Source organism: Bacteroides sp. AM41-16, assembly GCF_003603495.1.
Lineage (GTDB): Bacteria > Bacteroidota > Bacteroidia > Bacteroidales > Bacteroidaceae > Bacteroides > Bacteroides uniformis.
Genome location: NZ_QTNE01000025.1, coordinates 36,459 through 52,941, shown reverse-complemented (window position 1 = coordinate 52,941; position 16,483 = coordinate 36,459). Strand labels below are relative to the sequence as shown.

Annotated in this window: 12 protein-coding genes; 6 read left to right on the top strand and 6 right to left on the bottom strand. The window is 52.1% G+C overall.

Going from position 1 to position 16,483, the window contains the following annotated elements:
- Positions 1-185 precede the first annotated feature (185 nt).
- Complete coding sequence (locus DW896_RS18660) at positions 186-1,739, top strand: AAA family ATPase (protein ID WP_008664763.1); 1,554 nt, start codon at positions 186-188, stop codon at positions 1,737-1,739.
- Between the two features lie 22 nt (positions 1,740-1,761).
- Positions 1,762-3,213, top strand: coding sequence for a hypothetical protein (locus DW896_RS18655; RefSeq protein ID WP_022400810.1), 1,452 nt, complete (start codon positions 1,762-1,764; stop codon positions 3,211-3,213).
- On the opposite strand, the gene DW896_RS18650 is transcribed toward DW896_RS18655, so the two are convergent.
- From DW896_RS18650 to cdd, 6 genes are all read right to left on the bottom strand, one after another.
- Positions 3,210-5,081 carry a TonB-dependent receptor gene (locus tag DW896_RS18650; protein WP_371413398.1) on the bottom strand — a complete coding sequence of 624 codons (1,872 nt, stop codon included), beginning with the start codon at positions 5,079-5,081 and terminating at the stop codon, positions 3,210-3,212. The two genes, DW896_RS18655 and DW896_RS18650, sit on opposite strands and share 4 nt — an antisense overlap.
- Before the next feature lie 153 nt (positions 5,082-5,234).
- Positions 5,235-6,638 carry an aldo/keto reductase gene (locus DW896_RS18645; protein ID WP_005837427.1) on the bottom strand — a complete coding sequence of 468 codons (1,404 nt, stop codon included), beginning with the start codon at positions 6,636-6,638 and terminating at the stop codon, positions 5,235-5,237.
- Positions 6,639-6,686: 48 nt separating this feature from the next.
- A complete protein-coding gene (locus DW896_RS18640; RefSeq protein WP_119993689.1) occupies positions 6,687-8,183 on the bottom strand; it encodes a 4Fe-4S binding protein in 1,497 nt (498 codons plus the stop codon).
- A gap of 32 nt (positions 8,184-8,215) precedes the next feature.
- A complete protein-coding gene (locus tag DW896_RS18635) occupies positions 8,216-8,755 on the bottom strand; it encodes a flavodoxin family protein (protein WP_022400806.1) in 540 nt (179 codons plus the stop codon).
- 105 nt (positions 8,756-8,860) lie between these two features.
- The gene (locus tag DW896_RS18630; protein ID WP_119993688.1) at positions 8,861-10,495 is read right to left on the bottom strand and encodes an ABC-F family ATP-binding cassette domain-containing protein; all 1,635 of its coding nucleotides are present in this window, start codon (positions 10,493-10,495) and stop codon (positions 8,861-8,863) included.
- Positions 10,496-10,853: 358 nt separating this feature from the next.
- Positions 10,854-11,336 (bottom strand): cytidine deaminase, encoded by a 483-nt coding sequence (gene cdd / locus DW896_RS18625; RefSeq protein ID WP_005837423.1) that lies wholly within the window; start codon positions 11,334-11,336, stop codon positions 10,854-10,856.
- Positions 11,337-11,437: 101 nt separating this feature from the next.
- Between cdd and DW896_RS18620 the strand changes: the two genes are divergently transcribed.
- From DW896_RS18620 to DW896_RS18605, 4 genes are all read left to right on the top strand, one after another.
- Entirely contained in the window at positions 11,438-12,361 is a 924-nt protein-coding gene (locus DW896_RS18620) for a glucosaminidase domain-containing protein (protein WP_008664751.1), read from the top strand.
- Between the two features lie 143 nt (positions 12,362-12,504).
- The gene (locus DW896_RS18615) at positions 12,505-13,752 is read left to right on the top strand and encodes an efflux RND transporter periplasmic adaptor subunit (protein WP_061411533.1); all 1,248 of its coding nucleotides are present in this window, start codon (positions 12,505-12,507) and stop codon (positions 13,750-13,752) included.
- Positions 13,749-15,068, top strand: a complete 1,320-nt coding sequence (locus DW896_RS18610; protein WP_119993686.1) for an ABC transporter permease — start codon at positions 13,749-13,751, stop codon at positions 15,066-15,068. Before DW896_RS18615 ends, DW896_RS18610 begins: the two co-directional genes overlap by 4 nt.
- A gap of 16 nt (positions 15,069-15,084) precedes the next feature.
- Positions 15,085-16,380 carry an ABC transporter permease gene (locus tag DW896_RS18605; protein ID WP_022400801.1) on the top strand — a complete coding sequence of 432 codons (1,296 nt, stop codon included), beginning with the start codon at positions 15,085-15,087 and terminating at the stop codon, positions 16,378-16,380.
- The last annotated feature ends 103 nt before the right edge of the window (positions 16,381-16,483 follow it).

Genomic DNA, 16,483 nt, shown 5'->3' with positions numbered 1-16,483 from the left:
GTCTCCAGGTAGAAATGGTAATAGATATAGGAAATGAAAGCAAATCACAACGTGTGTGCGTGTCTGTGTGTATTTGTTTTCCAAAGATAGTGAATCTTAATAAGACTCTCTCTGATTTCCCTACTATTTTGTATCTTTACACACTTTTCTTTATACATGAGTACTGACTATAAATAAATCATATTGTGGAAATAACCCAACGCATTCGTCTCCTCCTTTCCGAAATGAACCGGGGAGTATACGAAAAAGAAACTGAAATAAACCTCTCCCTGCTGGCAGCTCTGGCAGGCGAGAGCATTCTGCTCCTGGGACCTCCGGGAGTAGCCAAGTCAATGGTAGCCAGGCGGCTAAAGTCGGCTTTTACAGATGCCCGTGCCTTTGAATACCTGATGTCCCGCTTCTCTACGCCCGACGAGATTTTCGGTCCTGTCAGCATTAGCCGACTGAAAGAATCCGACAAGTATGAACGTGCCATCGACGGCTATCTGCCCACAGCCGATGTCGTGTTTCTGGACGAAATATGGAAAGCAGGCCCTGCCATACAGAACACTCTGCTGACCGTCATCAACGAGAAACTTTTCCGCAACGGCGACAAGGAACTGCATCTCCCCCTCAAACTGCTCGTAGCTGCCAGTAACGAACTGCCCGCTCAAGGCGAGGGACTGGAAGCCCTATGGGACCGCTTCCTTATCCGCATTCTCTGCACCTGCGTCAAGCAGGAAGAGTCTTTCTACAAAATGCTGCTGGACGATTCTGCCGACCATCCGGAAACGACTGCCTGCGAATGGCAAATCTCCGACCGCGAGTATGCCGAATGGCAAGCTGAGATACGCCGCGTAACCTTGCCTCTCGATGTTCTTTCCTGCATCACAGCCATTCGCCACGGACTGACAAGCGTAGAGATGCAAGACTCCGACCTGCGCCGCAATGTCTACGTCAGCGACCGCCGCTGGAAAAACATCGTGAAGCTGCTCAAGACCTCCGCCTTCGTCCACGGCCGCACGGAAGTCTCCATGACCGACCTGCTTCCCGTCTACCACTGCCTATGGAGTGAGCCTGATGAGAGCGTTGCCATCCGTGACATCGTTATCCGTGCCTTATTCGTGTCCCACACAAAACAGATTGCTGGTATCGCCTCCTCGCTGAAATCCGATTTGAAAGTCAGCCGTGTGCGCGAAGCCCTCGACAAAGCCCGCCTTGCCGGCGACCGTAGGGACGATGACCTGCTGATAACGGAACACTTCTACTACCAGGTGGAGAAACATGGTACGGGCAACACCTACATCTTTATCGTGGACTACAAAAATCTGAAGGAGTACAGCGCCAAAGATGCCCCCACCTTGGGCGTAATGTATGCCGACCCCATCAATCCCAAGCGTACCATCATCCGCGCCTTTGCCGACACCGGCGCCGTGAAAGAGGAAGGCACCGAACGCGTCACCCTCTACCGCGACGACAAGCATCTCTACATCAACGGTGTGCGCTTCCCCATGCGGCGTCTGCAACGAGGTGAGGAGCAACAACTCTGGCTGGGAAACCTCTCCGTCACCGACCGTGACTACGAGACGGAACTGGACGCCGCCGCCACCAGCATAGACCGCCTGGTAAGAGATTTGTCCGACAACCTTTTCGTCTCCGAAGAAGACAAAAAGAGCGTAGCTCAATACGTCTCCATCGTCCGCAAGGAAATAGCCTGGGCGCGTGTGGACATGCGCAAACTGAGATATGGAGACGAATAATCCTCCAGTAACCAAGAAGAAGATGAACACCACCGTCACCCGATATGACACCGCCTTCTATGTGCAGGCACTGGACCGTTTTGTAGCCACCGGAGAGTGTGCTGAGACGGATACCGAGCCCTTGTATGCCTATCTGCTCTCCGTGATGAACGACTCCATGGTCAAGGTGCAGGTGCTGGGCGATGAGGTCTGTGCACGTATCTTTTACGACACCATGATTCAGTTCATCCAATTGAACTTGGAGAAGGAGAGGTACAACCTCCGGAAAAGCCAGTCGGAACGGACCGGGATGAAACTCGTGCTGGAATGGTCCATGGCAAAGCGGAAAGACGGCTGGCAAGCCTTGCTCCAGCAGATTTCCGACAAATACCGGGAGTACGGCTTCGACTCCCGTTTCTACCGCAGCCACTTCGGCACAGAAGGAGGATATGCGGACGATGAAGTCTGGGAGAAAATGGTGGACGACTGGGAAGACGCCTTCCAACTGAAGATGCACGAAGAAAAGGAGAAAGAGATTGCTTTCCGCAAAGATGCCCTCGAGCGCAGGCTCCGTTCCAATCTGAAAGACATCCCCGAGTACATCCGCCAGAACCGGGTGGATAAGGACGAATTCTTCCAGACCTGGGGCATGATGAGCGGCTTGTGGAATACTGTCGACTTTGAGCGTATACGGAAAATCGTGCGCATCCAGCGCTCTTGCCCCGAGATAGTGAAAGTGGCCCGCAAGATGGGGCGTATGGCAGACGACGAAGGACGTGAGCAAATCCGCGTTGCCGAGGGAAACGTCTACAAAATGGAGCACTCCTCTAAATGTGACATCCTGGGCATCAGTACCGGCAACGACCTCAATGCTCTGCTTCCCATTGAGCTTGCCCATTCCGCCGACAGTGAACTGGAAGATTTGTTCGTCTACAAATACCTTACTCGCAAGCTCCAGACCTTCCGTTATAAATCGGAAATCATGCAGCCTGCCCGGCGCATCGAAACCAAGCCCGCCCGTCCCAAAGGTCCGATGATTGTCTGTCTGGACACCTCGGGAAGCATGGCTGGCAAGCCGGAGAAGATTACCCACTCCCTGCTGATAAAGCTCCTGGAGATAGCCGACCGTCAACGGCGGAACTGCTTTCTGATAGCCTTTTCCGTCTCCATCCATCCGATTGACGTAAGGAAAGAGCGGGCAAGGCTGCTCGAATTCTTCTCAAAGACAGCTTGCGGGGATACAGATGCCACCCGCATGCTGGAAGCCACGTTCCACCTTCTCAAAGAAGGCAAGGAGTATATGAATGCCGATGTGCTTTGGGTCAGCGATTTCAAGATTCCTCACTCTTCACCTGCCTTTATGGAGGAGATTCGCCGTTGTCGGGAAGCTGGTACACACTTCTACGGTCTGCAGATTGGCATCACGGACAATGAGTGGGCACCATTCTTCGACCATATCTATCGAGTAGAATATACTCCTTCGCAACAGTATTAAAAGTTGATATTTACGCCTCCCATCACCGTGGCTTTCGGCATGGGGAAGCCTGCATTGATTTCATAGCGTTGCGCCAGCAGGTTTTCACCCTTGACGAAGACGTCGGCAAAACTGCACAGACGGTAGTTGGCACGCAGGTTCCAGAGTACGAAGCTTTCCTGCTTCTCCTTACCCGGGGTGACCGAGGTATGGAGACCCTTCACGTATTGTATACCGGTAGACAGGCCCCAACGTCCTTGCGTAAAGTCCGCACCGGCATAGAGTTTGTACTCGGGAGCCGCCAGTACCGGATTCTCCATGTGCAGCCAGCTATAATTGGCATTCATCTGCCAGTGGCGGTTGATGCGGTATCCGAGGTTGGTTTCCACACCCCAGTTCTCTATCTCGCCGGAGTTGACGTTCTTGCGCAGGGCAGGGTCCGTCATGATGATGTTGTCCCCGTTGATGTAGTAGAGGTTCACCCCATAGGACATGGCCCCTCCCAAAAGCTGCCCCGTAAAGGAGAGTTCATAGTTCATCAGGCTCTCCGCTTTCAAATCGGGGTTCTGTGGAGGGAACATGTACATCTCCCGGATGGTGGGGTTACGGAATCCTTTGCTCACCATTGCTTTCAGTTCTGCCTGCCGCGGCAGATGGAAAGCCAGTCCCCCTTGGGGAATCCATTCCGTGCCTACGTGCGAATGGTGGTCTATGCGGACACCGGCGTCCAGTGAAAGCCAACTGTTGATGTCCTGCCTGAAATCCACATAGCCTGCAAATTCATCCATCTGCTTGTCCACGCCGGGGATGCGGTCACCAATCTGCTGTCCGGGTTTTGCCTCGTCGATGGCGACAACCTTGTTCCAGGACTCTCCGCCGAAGTGCTGGTAATCGAAACCTACGGTCAGGCGGTTGCCGGTGAAGAGCGTGGCGCTTTGATACCACGATATGCCCAGCATCCGGTCCTTGGAGTTGAAGTGCGACTTCTGGGGCTCTTCTCCGGGGTGGTAGCCGTCGTTAATCCTGTGCCGGCCCCAGTTATAGAAGAAGCTCACGGCGCCGGAAGTACGGTCGTAACGATTTTCCAGTGCGAAGGAGGTCATGCCGCGTGTGATGCGCGAGTCGTTGTCTATATACGGATTGTCGGCTTCGCCGGGATTGGAGGCGTTGAAGCGGGTGATGTTCACGTCGCCCCACAGCTTCCAGGTGTCGCTGAAGTCGTATCCCAGTTTGGCATAGCCGCCATACTGCTCAAACTCCATGTCGTCACGGTGTCCGTCGGTACGGTTGTACGAGCCGGTCACCACGCTGCTGAAACGCCCTTTCCTCACGCGGTTGGAGACTTCCGTCTGCAGGGTATTGTAGGAACCGTATCCTATCTGCGCATTGGTTTTCACCCCGTCCTCCTGCATCTTGCGGGTGACGATGTTGATAACCCCGCCCATTGCATTGGACCCGTAGAGGACGGAGGCGGGACCGCGCAGCACTTCCACCCGTTCGGCCATCATGCTCTGGTAGGCGTCGGCGATGGGATGCCCCATCAGGCCCATGTATTGCGGATGTCCGTCTATCAGCACCAGCAGGCTGGTCGTAGGTCCTCCGGCGGCATTCACCCCGGCGCCTATGCCGCGCAGGCTCATGCCTCCTGCGGCTCCCGTGGATACGCCGTAGCCCATGATGCCGCGGCTTGTGGTGAAAAGTCCGGGCACCTGCTCGGTCAGTGCAGGCAGGATGGAGGGCTGGTAGGTCTGTTCCAGTTGCCGACGACCCACTACGGAGATGGCCATTGGCAGGTGGCGGATGTCTGTTTCATTTCTCGTCCCGGTCACCACGACTTCATCAAGCTTGTAGCTTTTCAGCCGGAGGCTGTCGGCAGGTGCGGACAGCATACTACCCGGAAGGGCGATACTTATTAAAACTGCGGTTAAAATCTTTTTATTCATCGTTTATCTATGGTTCTTTTTGCAAAGTTATACAAAAAGAAGAATCTGTATATGATTGGTAATCCTTAAAATGGACAACCAGGGTTGAAGGTAAGTCCGTTAAAGGGTTTCCTGCTTCAGCGCTTCCACAAATCGGTCTATCTCCTGCAGTTTCGCCGGGATGTCGATGCCTTGCGGACAGTGCGGGTTGCATTGGCCGCAACCGGTGCAGCGGTTGGCTTGGCGGAGACGGGGAACACTGCGGTCATAGCCTATCAGGAAGGCGCGGCGTGCCTCGCGGTAATTCTCGTCTTGGCTGTTCTGCGGCACGTTGCCCTCGTTGATGCAGCGGTTGTAGTGCAGCAAGATGGCTGGAATATCCAGTCCATAGGGGCACGGCATACAGTATTTGCAGTCGTTGCACGGCACGGTGGGGTATTGCAGCATTCGCTGGGCGGTATCTTCCAGCAGGGTAAACTCCTCTTCCGTACATGGAACAAGCGGGGAGAAGGTACGCAGGTTGTCTTGCAGATGCTCCATGTACGTCATTCCGCTTAGTACGGTCAGCACATCGGGGAAAGTACCTGCGAATCGGAAGGCCCAGGAAGCCACGCTCTCCTGCGGACGGCGTTGTTTTAGACGTGCCATCAAGTGGTCGTTCAGGCGGGATAGGCGTCCGCCCAGCAACGGCTCCATGATAACGGCGGGAATGTTGCGCTTCACCAGCTCGGCATATAGGTATTCGGCATCCGTGTTGCGGGTATTCACTTCTTTGGCATGTCGCCAGTCCACGTAGTTCAGTTGGATTTGTACGAAGTCCCATTTCAGTTCGTCGTGGCGGGAGAGCAGGTAGTCAAAGACTTCGATGTCTCCATGATAGGAGAATCCGAGGTTGCGGATGCGTCCGGCTTCGCGCTCTTTCAGCAGGAAGTCCAGCATGCCGTTGTCCAGATAGCGGGAACGGAGGGCTTCCATGCCGCCCATGCCGATGCCGTGCAGCAGGAGGTAGTCGATGTAGTCCACTTGCAGGTCGCGGAAGGAGCGGTGATACATGGCAAGGGACTCTTCGCGGCTGTGCGTGCTGGGACTGAAGTTGGACAGCTTTGTGGCAAGGAAGAATTTCTCCCGTGGATGGCGTTTTAAGGCAATGCCTGTGGCGCGCTCCGACAGACCTTGCACATAGGCGGGGGAGGTGTCGAAATAGTTCACTCCGTGGGCAATGGCATAGTCTATCAGGTCGTTCACGGCTTCCTGGTCTATTTCGTCTCCATTCCCGTCGGCGCGTTTCCGGGTGGGCCATCGCATGCATCCGTATCCCAGCAGGGAAACCCGGTCGCCCGTGTTGGGGTTGGTACGATAGGTCATCTTGTCGGTTGATATCTCGCCCAGTGCGGCCGATTCGCTTTCCCCGTTGTTCTTGTTGCCCGAACAGCCGTATAGGGCTGCTGCCGAGGCAAGCGTTCCTGCACCGGCGAGTTTGAAGAAATCGCGGCGGTTTATCTTGTTCTTATTGTCTTCTTTCATTGTGATAGGACTGAAATTATAAATGGATATTAGGGTGATAAAGCTGCTTCAGACAGTTCTGTGCATCACATGGCCTTCCACATAAATGGCACTGAACGGACGCGACGGACAAAGGTTCTCGCATGCTCCGCATCCGATACAGCGTTCGGCGTTGACTACCGGTATCTTGATGGAGGCTTCGTCTTCCGGGTCTGAAGGAACCATCTGTATGGCACCGGCCGGACAATGGCGGGCACAGTTCCCGCATTCCATCTTGTCTGTGATGCAGATGCAATTCTCCTTAATCCATACGGCATGACCGATTTGGACGGCCGATTTCTCGGCGAGGCTCGTCAGATGGATGGCATCGGTAGGACACACCTCCGCACACTTGGCGCATTCGGGGCGGCAGTAACCGCGTTCGTAGGACATTTCCGGCTGCATCAGTTTTGTCAAGTCCGAAGAAGGACGGAGCACTTGGTTGGGACATACCGATATGCAGAGCTGGCAGGCTGTGCAGTGTTGTGCAAAGTGGCGGGCGCTCAGTGAGCCCGGAGGAGTGATGGGAGTGGCGCGCTCGGGGATTTTTTTGTCCTCGATGACAGCCAGTCCACCGTCCACTTTCTTCTCCTGCGCCTTGAGGGCTGCCGTAGCAGCAAACACGGCAGTTGTAGAGAGAAATGCGCGGCGGGCGTCGTTTACCTGCTCCGGTGCCACGGGGGAGTCCTGGGAGACTGCAGCGGAGACCGACTTGCGGCGTGTGTAAGTGATGGCACCTTTCCTGCACTTGTTGATACAGTCCATACATGCCACGCAACGGCTGTAATCTATTTCGTGTGCCTTGATGTTGATGCACGATGCCTTGCAGTTGCGGGCACAAAGTCCGCAACTGTTGCACTTCTTTGTGTCAATCACCGGTTTCAGCAAGGAATACTTCGAGAGGAAGCCAAGCACTGTACCTACCGGACAGATGGTGTTGCAATAGGTACGTCCACCTCGCCATGCCAGCACGATGAGGACCACCAGAGTGACCGTGGCAATCAGCAGGGTAGGGAGACTCTTCATCCATACATCCGTTTCATAGAAGGCATAGCTGTCAGCACGTTCGGCCAGGTAGGCCAGTCCGTTGTTTGCCCACTGGTAGAGTGGGGAGAAAAGGCTGGAAACGATGCGCCCGTATGAGCTGTAAGGGGCCAGCAGCACGACAAAAGAGTTCAGTCCGCCGATAATGGCAAGTACGAATACTCCCAGCACACCGTAGCGTAGCCATTTCAGTGCGGACGAGTAGCGGAAACGGTTTTTCTTCCGTTTGGCGGAGAGCCAGGAAACAATGTCCTGGAATACTCCCAACGGGCAGATGACGGAGCAGTAGATGCGTCCGAATACCAAGGTCAGCACTGCAAGAAACAGTACTACACCGATGTTCAGTGCCAGCACGGCCGGCAGGAATTGTATCTTCGCCATCCATCCGAACCAGGCATGCAGTGTTCCCGTGAAGTCGAGGAACAACAGCGTGATGAGTGCGAAGAAGATGACGGCAAGGGTCAGTCTGATGGTACGTAGCATAAATGTATTGTATAGCGATTAGTATTCGTTCTTTATACCTTTTTTCCCATCTCGTAGGCTTCGTGCATGGAAGGCTTGTCGTTTATCTCGCCCACCTTCCAGGCACCCACGCCATAAATGGTGCCGCATTCTTTGGGCTCTTCCAGGCAGTCGAGGAAGCCACGGAAACCATCGATGGTACGCTCCATCATGGGGACACTTTCTTCGGCGGCGGCGATGATGAAGTAGAACTCCTTGTCCTTTATTTCAAGGTAGCGTGCGCAACAACGGTCAATCAGTGTCTTCATCTGCGCGCTCATGGTGTAGAAGTAGACGGGGGTTGCCATGACGATGACGTCGGCGGCAATCATCTTTTCCACCACTTCGGCGGCATCGTCCTTTTGTGGGCAGGGTTTGCCGTACATGCTGCATACGCTGCATCCCGTGCAGTAGTTGATGTGCTTGTCTTTCAGGAAAATCTTTTCTACTTGATGTCCGGCCTCTGCGGCACCGCGCATGAATTCATTGCACAAGAGGTCGGAGTTTCCATTCCTGCGGGGACTGGAGGAGAGGATTAATACTTTTTTGCTCATATTCGTTGTTCGTTAGTTAGTAAATGATTACGTGCTGCAAAAATAGGCAGGTTTTATGAGAATGGCAGTATACAAATTACGGTTGTTGTTACCTAAATTACTGATTCATTCCAAAAGTATCTCCCGTTCGATGCCGGTGTCTTTCAGAAACTCCCGGTCGTGGCTGATGGCAATTACGGTGCCGGCGTAGTCGCGTATCGTTGCCGTTATTATTTCTATGCTCTCGATGTCCAGATTGTTGGTGGGTTCGTCCAAAATGAACATGTCCGGGGTGTTGTCGGCAATCATCAGGCAGCAGAAGGAAAGACGCATCTTTTCGCCGCCACTCAGTTTGCTGCACGGCTTGTTCCACACGTCGTGGGGAAAGAGATAACGGTTGAGGATGGTTTTCATTTCATGTTCCGGCAGGTGGCGGTGGTTGAAGGCTTCTGCTTGTTGGAGTACGCTGCGCTCATTACGGACGAGGGAGTATTCCTGGTCCAGATAGACGGAGGTGAAGTCGGCACGCTCCATCACTCCGCCGGTGGGGTGCAGTTCGCCCATGATGAGTTTCAGCAGGGTTGTTTTTCCACTGCCGTTTTTTCCTTTCAGGCTGAGGCGGTCGCCGCTTCTCAACTGGAAGGTGAGGGAGGAAGACCAGAGCTCCTTTACTGCCTCCGGACGGGTTGTCTCCATAGGAGAAGCCGCGAGGCTGGGATAATGAAAGTTGACGTCCTTTGCCTTGACCAGAACCTTCCCCACATGCAGATGAGAGGCATTGAAGTCTGTTTTCAGTTTGTCTGTCTGTGGCAGTGAACTTTTGATACCTGACATTTCTGCCTGTAATTTTTCCGTTTTCTCCGTATGAATGCTGCTGAGTCTGCTGCTGCTGTTTTCCGCATTGTTTTTCAGTGCTCCCATCATGATGCGGGGAATCCCCTTTTTAATGGAGTTTTTTTCTCCCCGCACATTCTGTTTGGCCTTCCGTTCTTCTACTTCGCGTGCCACTTTGCGTGCAAGGCGCAGGGCTTTCTGCTTCTCTTCCAGTTGTTGGGTAAGGGCTTTCTGTTGCAGGGCCTTCTGTTCTTTGTAGAAGTCGTAGTTTCCGCTGTAATACGTCAATCCCTGGGAGGAGAGTTCGCAGATGGCAGGCAACTGATTCAGTAGCGTGCGGTCGTGACTGATGACGAGCACGGTAGCCGATGTCCGTCGTATCAAGTTATACAGACGTTCCCGTCCATCCGCGTCCAGATAGTTGGTCGGTTCGTCCAGCAGGATGGCTGTTGGGTTGTGCAACTCCATGCCTGCCAGGAAGATGCGGGTCTTTTCGCCGCCGCTAAGTCCTTCCATCGGACGGGAGAGTGGGATACCGTCCAGTCCCCAGCTGTCGAGAGAAGTCTGGGCGCGTTCTTCCACGTTCCAGTCATCATTGAGCGTATTGAAGTGCTTTTCGGTAGCGTCACCGCTTAGGATGGCATGCAGGGCAGATAGCTTGTGGCTGATTCCCAAAGCTTGTGCTATTGTCTGCCGGTCGTATTGTCCGAAGTGCTGGGGCACGTAGTACAGATGTTCGGGGCGTAGCACCGTTCCCGAACTTGGTGACAAGTCTCCTGCCAAAATGCGCATGAGGGTAGACTTGCCGCAACCGTTATTTCCGGTCAGGGCTATTTTATCTCCGGAGTTGATACTCAAGTGGAGGTGTGAAAACAAGATTTCCTTATCTGCATGGATATAGCTAAGGTCTTTAATGATAAAGCTCATAAGTTTCTACTGTGTTTTTAGAAGTAAGAATGATAGGGGAGATGCAAGCATTCCCCGAAATTGAAATTCTCGAAGGGGAGGGGTACAGACAAACACAGTATTGGCTAAACATCTATATAGGTGATGCTCAGCGTTCAGTCTGAAAAAGCATGTTGATAGTGATGTTTACCGAAATGTGTTGTCTTTAGTCGGATATTCTCATCGGTGGAATTAATTGGTTAGTGGGCGCAAAGGTAATGATTTCCACTGAATAACAAAGGCTTTTTGCGATATTAATATCGTGTCGGCAAGAAGTTAATATCGTGTTTGCAAGAAATTAACTTCCTGCAGACACGATGTTAATACTTTATTGGTTCTGTTACTTCATGGCCGAAGCATCGAACGAGAGTGGCAGTAATTCTCCCACATTCTTCAGCTCGTAGATTCCTTTTTTGCCATACAGCAACACCCGCATTGGCTGCTTGAAGCGCTTCTCCGTTTCGAGCATCACTTGCCGGCAGGCGCCGCAGGGCGGGATGGGAGACTCCAGGAACTCGTCGTGCTCGTTGCGTGCAGCAATGGCGAGGGTGGTTACTGCCTGGTCGGGATGTTGGGAGTTGGCATAGAATAGGGTGGTGCGTTCTGCACACAGCCCGGAAGGATAGGCGGCGTTTTCCTGGTTGGTGCCGGTCACTACAATACCATTTGCCAGTCTGGCTGCAGCTCCTACCGAGAAGTGGGAGTAAGGGGCATAGCTGCGGTTGGTAGCCTCGCGGGCGGCATCCATCAGTTCGCGGTCGGCGGCATCCAGTTCTTCATAGTCGTATATCTTGACGGCGATTTCGATATTTAATTCTTTCATAAGGCAAAGGGTTATATTGTAATTAATGTTACAAAGATAGAAAAGAGATTGGTTATTTCAATTCTTTTACGGACTTTTGTGCAGAACTCAACATTTTAAGCATGAAACGGATTTTCAGACTGACTGCTATCATAGCATTTCTTTTTATTTCCATTACAACAGTGCAGGCACAACGCCGGAATGCCCGCTACAATGAGTATATCAAACAGTATGCTCCCCTTGCCGTGGAGCAGATGCAACGTCATAAGATACCTGCCAGCATCACGCTGGCCCAAGGGCTGTTGGAGAGTGGTGCCGGATACAGCGAGCTGGCGCGTAAGAGCAACAACCACTTCGGCATCAAGTGTGGAGGCAACTGGCGCGGACGGACGGTGAGGCATGATGACGATGCCCGCAATGAATGTTTCCGCGCTTATCGCAATCCGAAAGACTCTTATGAAGACCATTCCGATTTCCTGAAACGGGGAGCACGTTATGCTTTTCTTTTCAAACTGAAGATTACGGACTATAAGGGTTGGGCGCGCGGCTTGAAGAAGGCCGGCTATGCTACCGACCCGTCGTATGCCAACCGCCTGATAACCATTATTGAGGACTATGAACTGTATAAGTACGACAGCCGTGGCATGAGCAAACACGATGTCCGCAGTTGGGAGAAGGAACTGAAAAAGAAACCTTGGCTGGCCAATCCGCATCAGGTGTACATTGCCAACGATATAGCTTATGTCGTGGCGCGCGACGGAGACACCTTCCAGGTGTTGGGCAAGGAGTTTGACATCAGCTGGAAGAAACTGGTGAAATACAACGACCTCCATAAAGAATATACACTGGAGGTGGGAGACATCATCTACTTGAAAGAAAAGCGCAAGAAAGCTGCCAAACCCCATACTGTCTACATTGTGAAGGACGGCGATTCCATGCACTCCATTTCCCAAAAGTACGGTATTCGTCTGAAGAACCTTTATAAGATGAATCGTAAGGATGCGGAATACGTGCCCGAGGTGGGAGACCGCTTGAGATTAAGATAAAGAAGCTATCCGAAAATGTACAGGGTGTCCGAAAACGGACACCCTTCTTTTTTGTCTTTTCGCTTACTTTCAGGGGGTTATGATTTTGGCATGGATTTAGTATATATTAAGCGTTATGTTCGCAAACAATAAAATTAAAAGATATGGATAGAGAAATTCCGAAAGAAGTGCGTAATAAAGAACGCAATAAGAAAATCATCCGCTACGGTGCTATCGGCGTGGCAGGTATCGTAGTGGTCAGTGTACTCATTTCATTGATGCGTACGGGAGTGAAGGAGAAAGACCTTGTATTCTCCAAAGTAGGCAAGGGTACGATTGAAGTCAGTGTCAGTGCCTCCGGAAAAGTGGTTCCTGCATTCGAGGAAATTATAAATTCACCTATTAATACCCGCATTTTGGAAGTGTACAGAAAAGGTGGTGATAGTGTGGATGTCGGTACCCCTATCCTGAAACTGGACTTACAGAGTGCCGAAACCGACTACAAAAAGATGCTGGATGAAGAGCAGATGCGCAGCTACAAGCTGAAACAGCTGAAACTTGACAACCAGACCAAACTGACCGACCTTCAGATGAAAATCAAAGTCTCCGCCATGAAGCTGGACCGCATGAAGGTGGAACTGCGTAACGAGCAGTACCTTGATAGCCTCGGTTCGGGCACCACCGACAAAGTGCGCCAAGCCGAACTGAGCTACAACGTAGCACAACTGGAATACGAGCAATTACAGCAGCAGTATGCCAACGAGAAGGAAGTGCTGGCTGCAGAATACCAAGTGCAGGAACTGGATTTCAGCATGTTCCAGAAGACACTGGCCGAAACCAAACGTACGCTCGACGATGCGCAGGTGCGTTCGCCCCGGAAGGCCATCCTTACTTATATCAACAATCAGATTGGTGCCCAGGTTCCTGAAGGGACCCAGATTGCCGTCATCTCCGACTTGAGCCACTTCAAGGTGGAAGGCGAGATTGCCGATACTTACGGTGACCGTGTGGCTGCCGGCGGCAAGGCCATTGTGAAGATTGGCAGCGAAAAGCTGGAAGGTTCCGTAAGCAGTGTTACTCCGCTTTCAAAGAATGGCGTCATCTCCTTTACCGTGCAGTTGAATGAGGACAACAACCGCCGACTGCGTTCCGGTCTGAAAACCGACGTCTATGTGATGAATGCAGTGAAGGAAGACGTGATGCGCATAGCCAATGCCAGCTATTATGTGGGACGTGGGGAGTATGAACTTTTTGTACGCAATTCCGACAAGGAAATTGTAAAGCGCAAGGTGCAGCTGGGCGATTCCAACTTTGAGTTTGTAGAAGTGGTCAGTGGCTTGCAACCGGGTGATGAAGTGGTGGTGAGCGATATGAGTAACTATAAGAACAAGAATAAGTTGAAGCTAAAATGATAAAGGTTTACTTGAAACAAGCCTGGGAGCTGTTGAAGCAGAATAAACTGTTCAGCATGCTCTACATTGTGGGTACGGGGCTGGCCATTGCCATGACAATGATTATGGCGGTGGTGTATTATGTGAAGATTGCGCCCGTCTATCCAGAGGCAAACCGCATGAATACGCTTTACCTCAGCAATTCAAAATTCACGCAGGGAAGCGGCAACAATACCAGGACCATGCAATGGGCTGTTTCCTACAAGGCACTGCAAGACTGGTTCTATCCCGTAGAGAATGCCCTTGTCGTTTCGGCCGAGCTGCATAATGATTTGTCGGAAAACAGTTATATACAGCCTGCCGACCGCAGCGGTGATTTTCCGGTTATGGTAAAGTTGACAGACCCTGCTTTTTTCAAGATATATTCTTTCCAATTCCTGGAAGGTAGTCCATTCACGGCATCCGACCTGGCAAGTGGCATTTCCACTGCTGTCATTACCGATGATTTGGCACGCCGCTTGTTCGGTACGACGGAAGAGGTAGTAGGACGCTCGTTCAGCCTGAACTATATCGACTATCGGGTTTGTGGGGTGGTGCGCAGTGCCAGTTACCTCACCTCTAAATCCTATGCACAGCTTTATATACCTTATACGGTGTCGCCCGATTACAGCACTCCCAAGTACGACCTTCCCTATCTGGGAGCTTTCAGCGCTACCTTTCTGGTGAAGGACGGTAAGCAGGGAGATGCTCTGCGGGCTGAGATAAAGGAAATCTGCCGTAAGGAGAATCTTATGCATCCCGATGAATGGCAAGTGGATTTTTGGGAGCAGCCCACCTCCCATCTGTTGAGTGTCTTTAAGACTTATTCAGGTATGGAGTTTGACCTTTGGGCCACAGTGCGCCACTTCCTGCTTGTCCTGCTCGTATTGCTATTGGTGCCTGCCTTGAATCTGAGTGGCATGATATCGAGCCGTATGGAGGGACGCCTGGCAGAGATGGGGGTGCGGAAGTCGTTTGGAGCCGGACGTAAGATACTGCTTTCACAAGTGATGTGGGAAAACCTGCTGTTGACTGCACTGGGTGGAGCATTGGGCTTGCTGCTGGCATGGCTGGCACTTTACACGGGACGCGAGTGGATATTTACGGTACTCGACAGTTGGCCGGGCATGGTGCCCGAAGGAGTGGATGTCCGCGTATCGGGTGAGATGCTGTTTGCTCCGTTGGTTTTTCTCGCAGCATTGGTGCTGTGTGTCGTACTGAATCTGTTGTCGGCCCTTATACCGGCGTGGTATTCCTTGCGGAAACCGATTGTGAACTCACTGAATGAAAAACGATAAGACACGGGAGGTTGGTATGTTTAAGTTAATATGGAAGAATCTTTGGGCGCGCCGCCGCAAGAACGGATGGTTGTTGGCCGAATTGATATTGGTGAGTATCATCAGTTGGGTTGTATTGGACCCGGTGATTGTGGTCACGCACGACCGTAATATCCCGTTGGGCTATGATGCGGAGCGGCTTTGCCTCATTTCATTGGGCGCATTGCAGCCCCAGGCACCGGGATACGACGCCGAAGCGCAGGACTCTGCTACGTTGGTGGACAACTATTATAATCTGATGCGTTATGTCAAGGACTTTGACGGTGTGGAATCGGCCACTCCCGTGCTGGGATTCTGTTATCCCAATTCTTCGGGAAGTTCGAATAGTCAATTGTTTGCCGAAGGGGATACGATTCCCTTATCTATTATGATGATACAATTTCTGCCTCATACAAACTTTTTTGATACGTATGGTTTCCGTTCCGGTAAGGGGCGGACACTCGGACAGCTGTCCGACTACGCCTATGCCCCGAATGACATTGTACTGACGGAGAATGCTGCCGAACAGTTGTTCCATACCAAAGACGCGCATGGCAAACGCTGTGTAAGCAGAGACCATGGAGATACCTTGTACATGCCGGTTGTCGGTACGATAGGAGCCATGAAGATGTATAGCGAGTGGCGTCCCGTCCCCGTTGCATTTATGCCGATGCTTACCATCGATACAAGTTATATCCCTGAAAGTGCCCATATCTTGGTACGCCTCAAAGAAGGTGTCAGCATGGAGCGTTTTCTGCACGATTTCCGTCCCTGGATGGTGAAGGAGATGAGGCGGGGCAATCTGTTTGCCCGCAGTGTCCGTTCCTATGAGCAGATTATAACGGAGAGCGAAGCCAGCAATTCCACACCGATTTACCGCCGTAATCTGGCGATGGCGGCTTTCTTCCTGGTGAATCTTTGCCTGGGTGTCATCGGTACCTTCTGGTTGCAGACACGTACGAGGCGCGAGGAAGTGGGAGTGATGCTGTCGTTCGGAGCTACACGCAGCGACATTGTCCGCCTGCTGATGGGCGAAGGCACGGTATTGACCGTGGTCGCTTCACTGACTGGTTTTCTGCTCTATTTGCAATATGCACTGAAAGAAGGGCTGGCCAAAGGGCAGAATTGGGTGGAGAGCACAGAGAGCTATTGGGTGTCGGATTTCACCTCGCATTATCTGCTCGTGTCGCTCGTCATCTTTCTGATACTGCTGGTGGTAGTGTTGGTGGGAATCTATATCCCGGCGCGCAACATCAGCCGCATTCCACCTACGGAAGCCCTGCGTGACGAATAGATGAAAACGGACAAGGTGTTCATTTTCGGACACCTTACTGCATGTATAAATAGCAGATAATCAATAATAAACGATTTTGGCACAACTTTTGACCTCTTGAAAC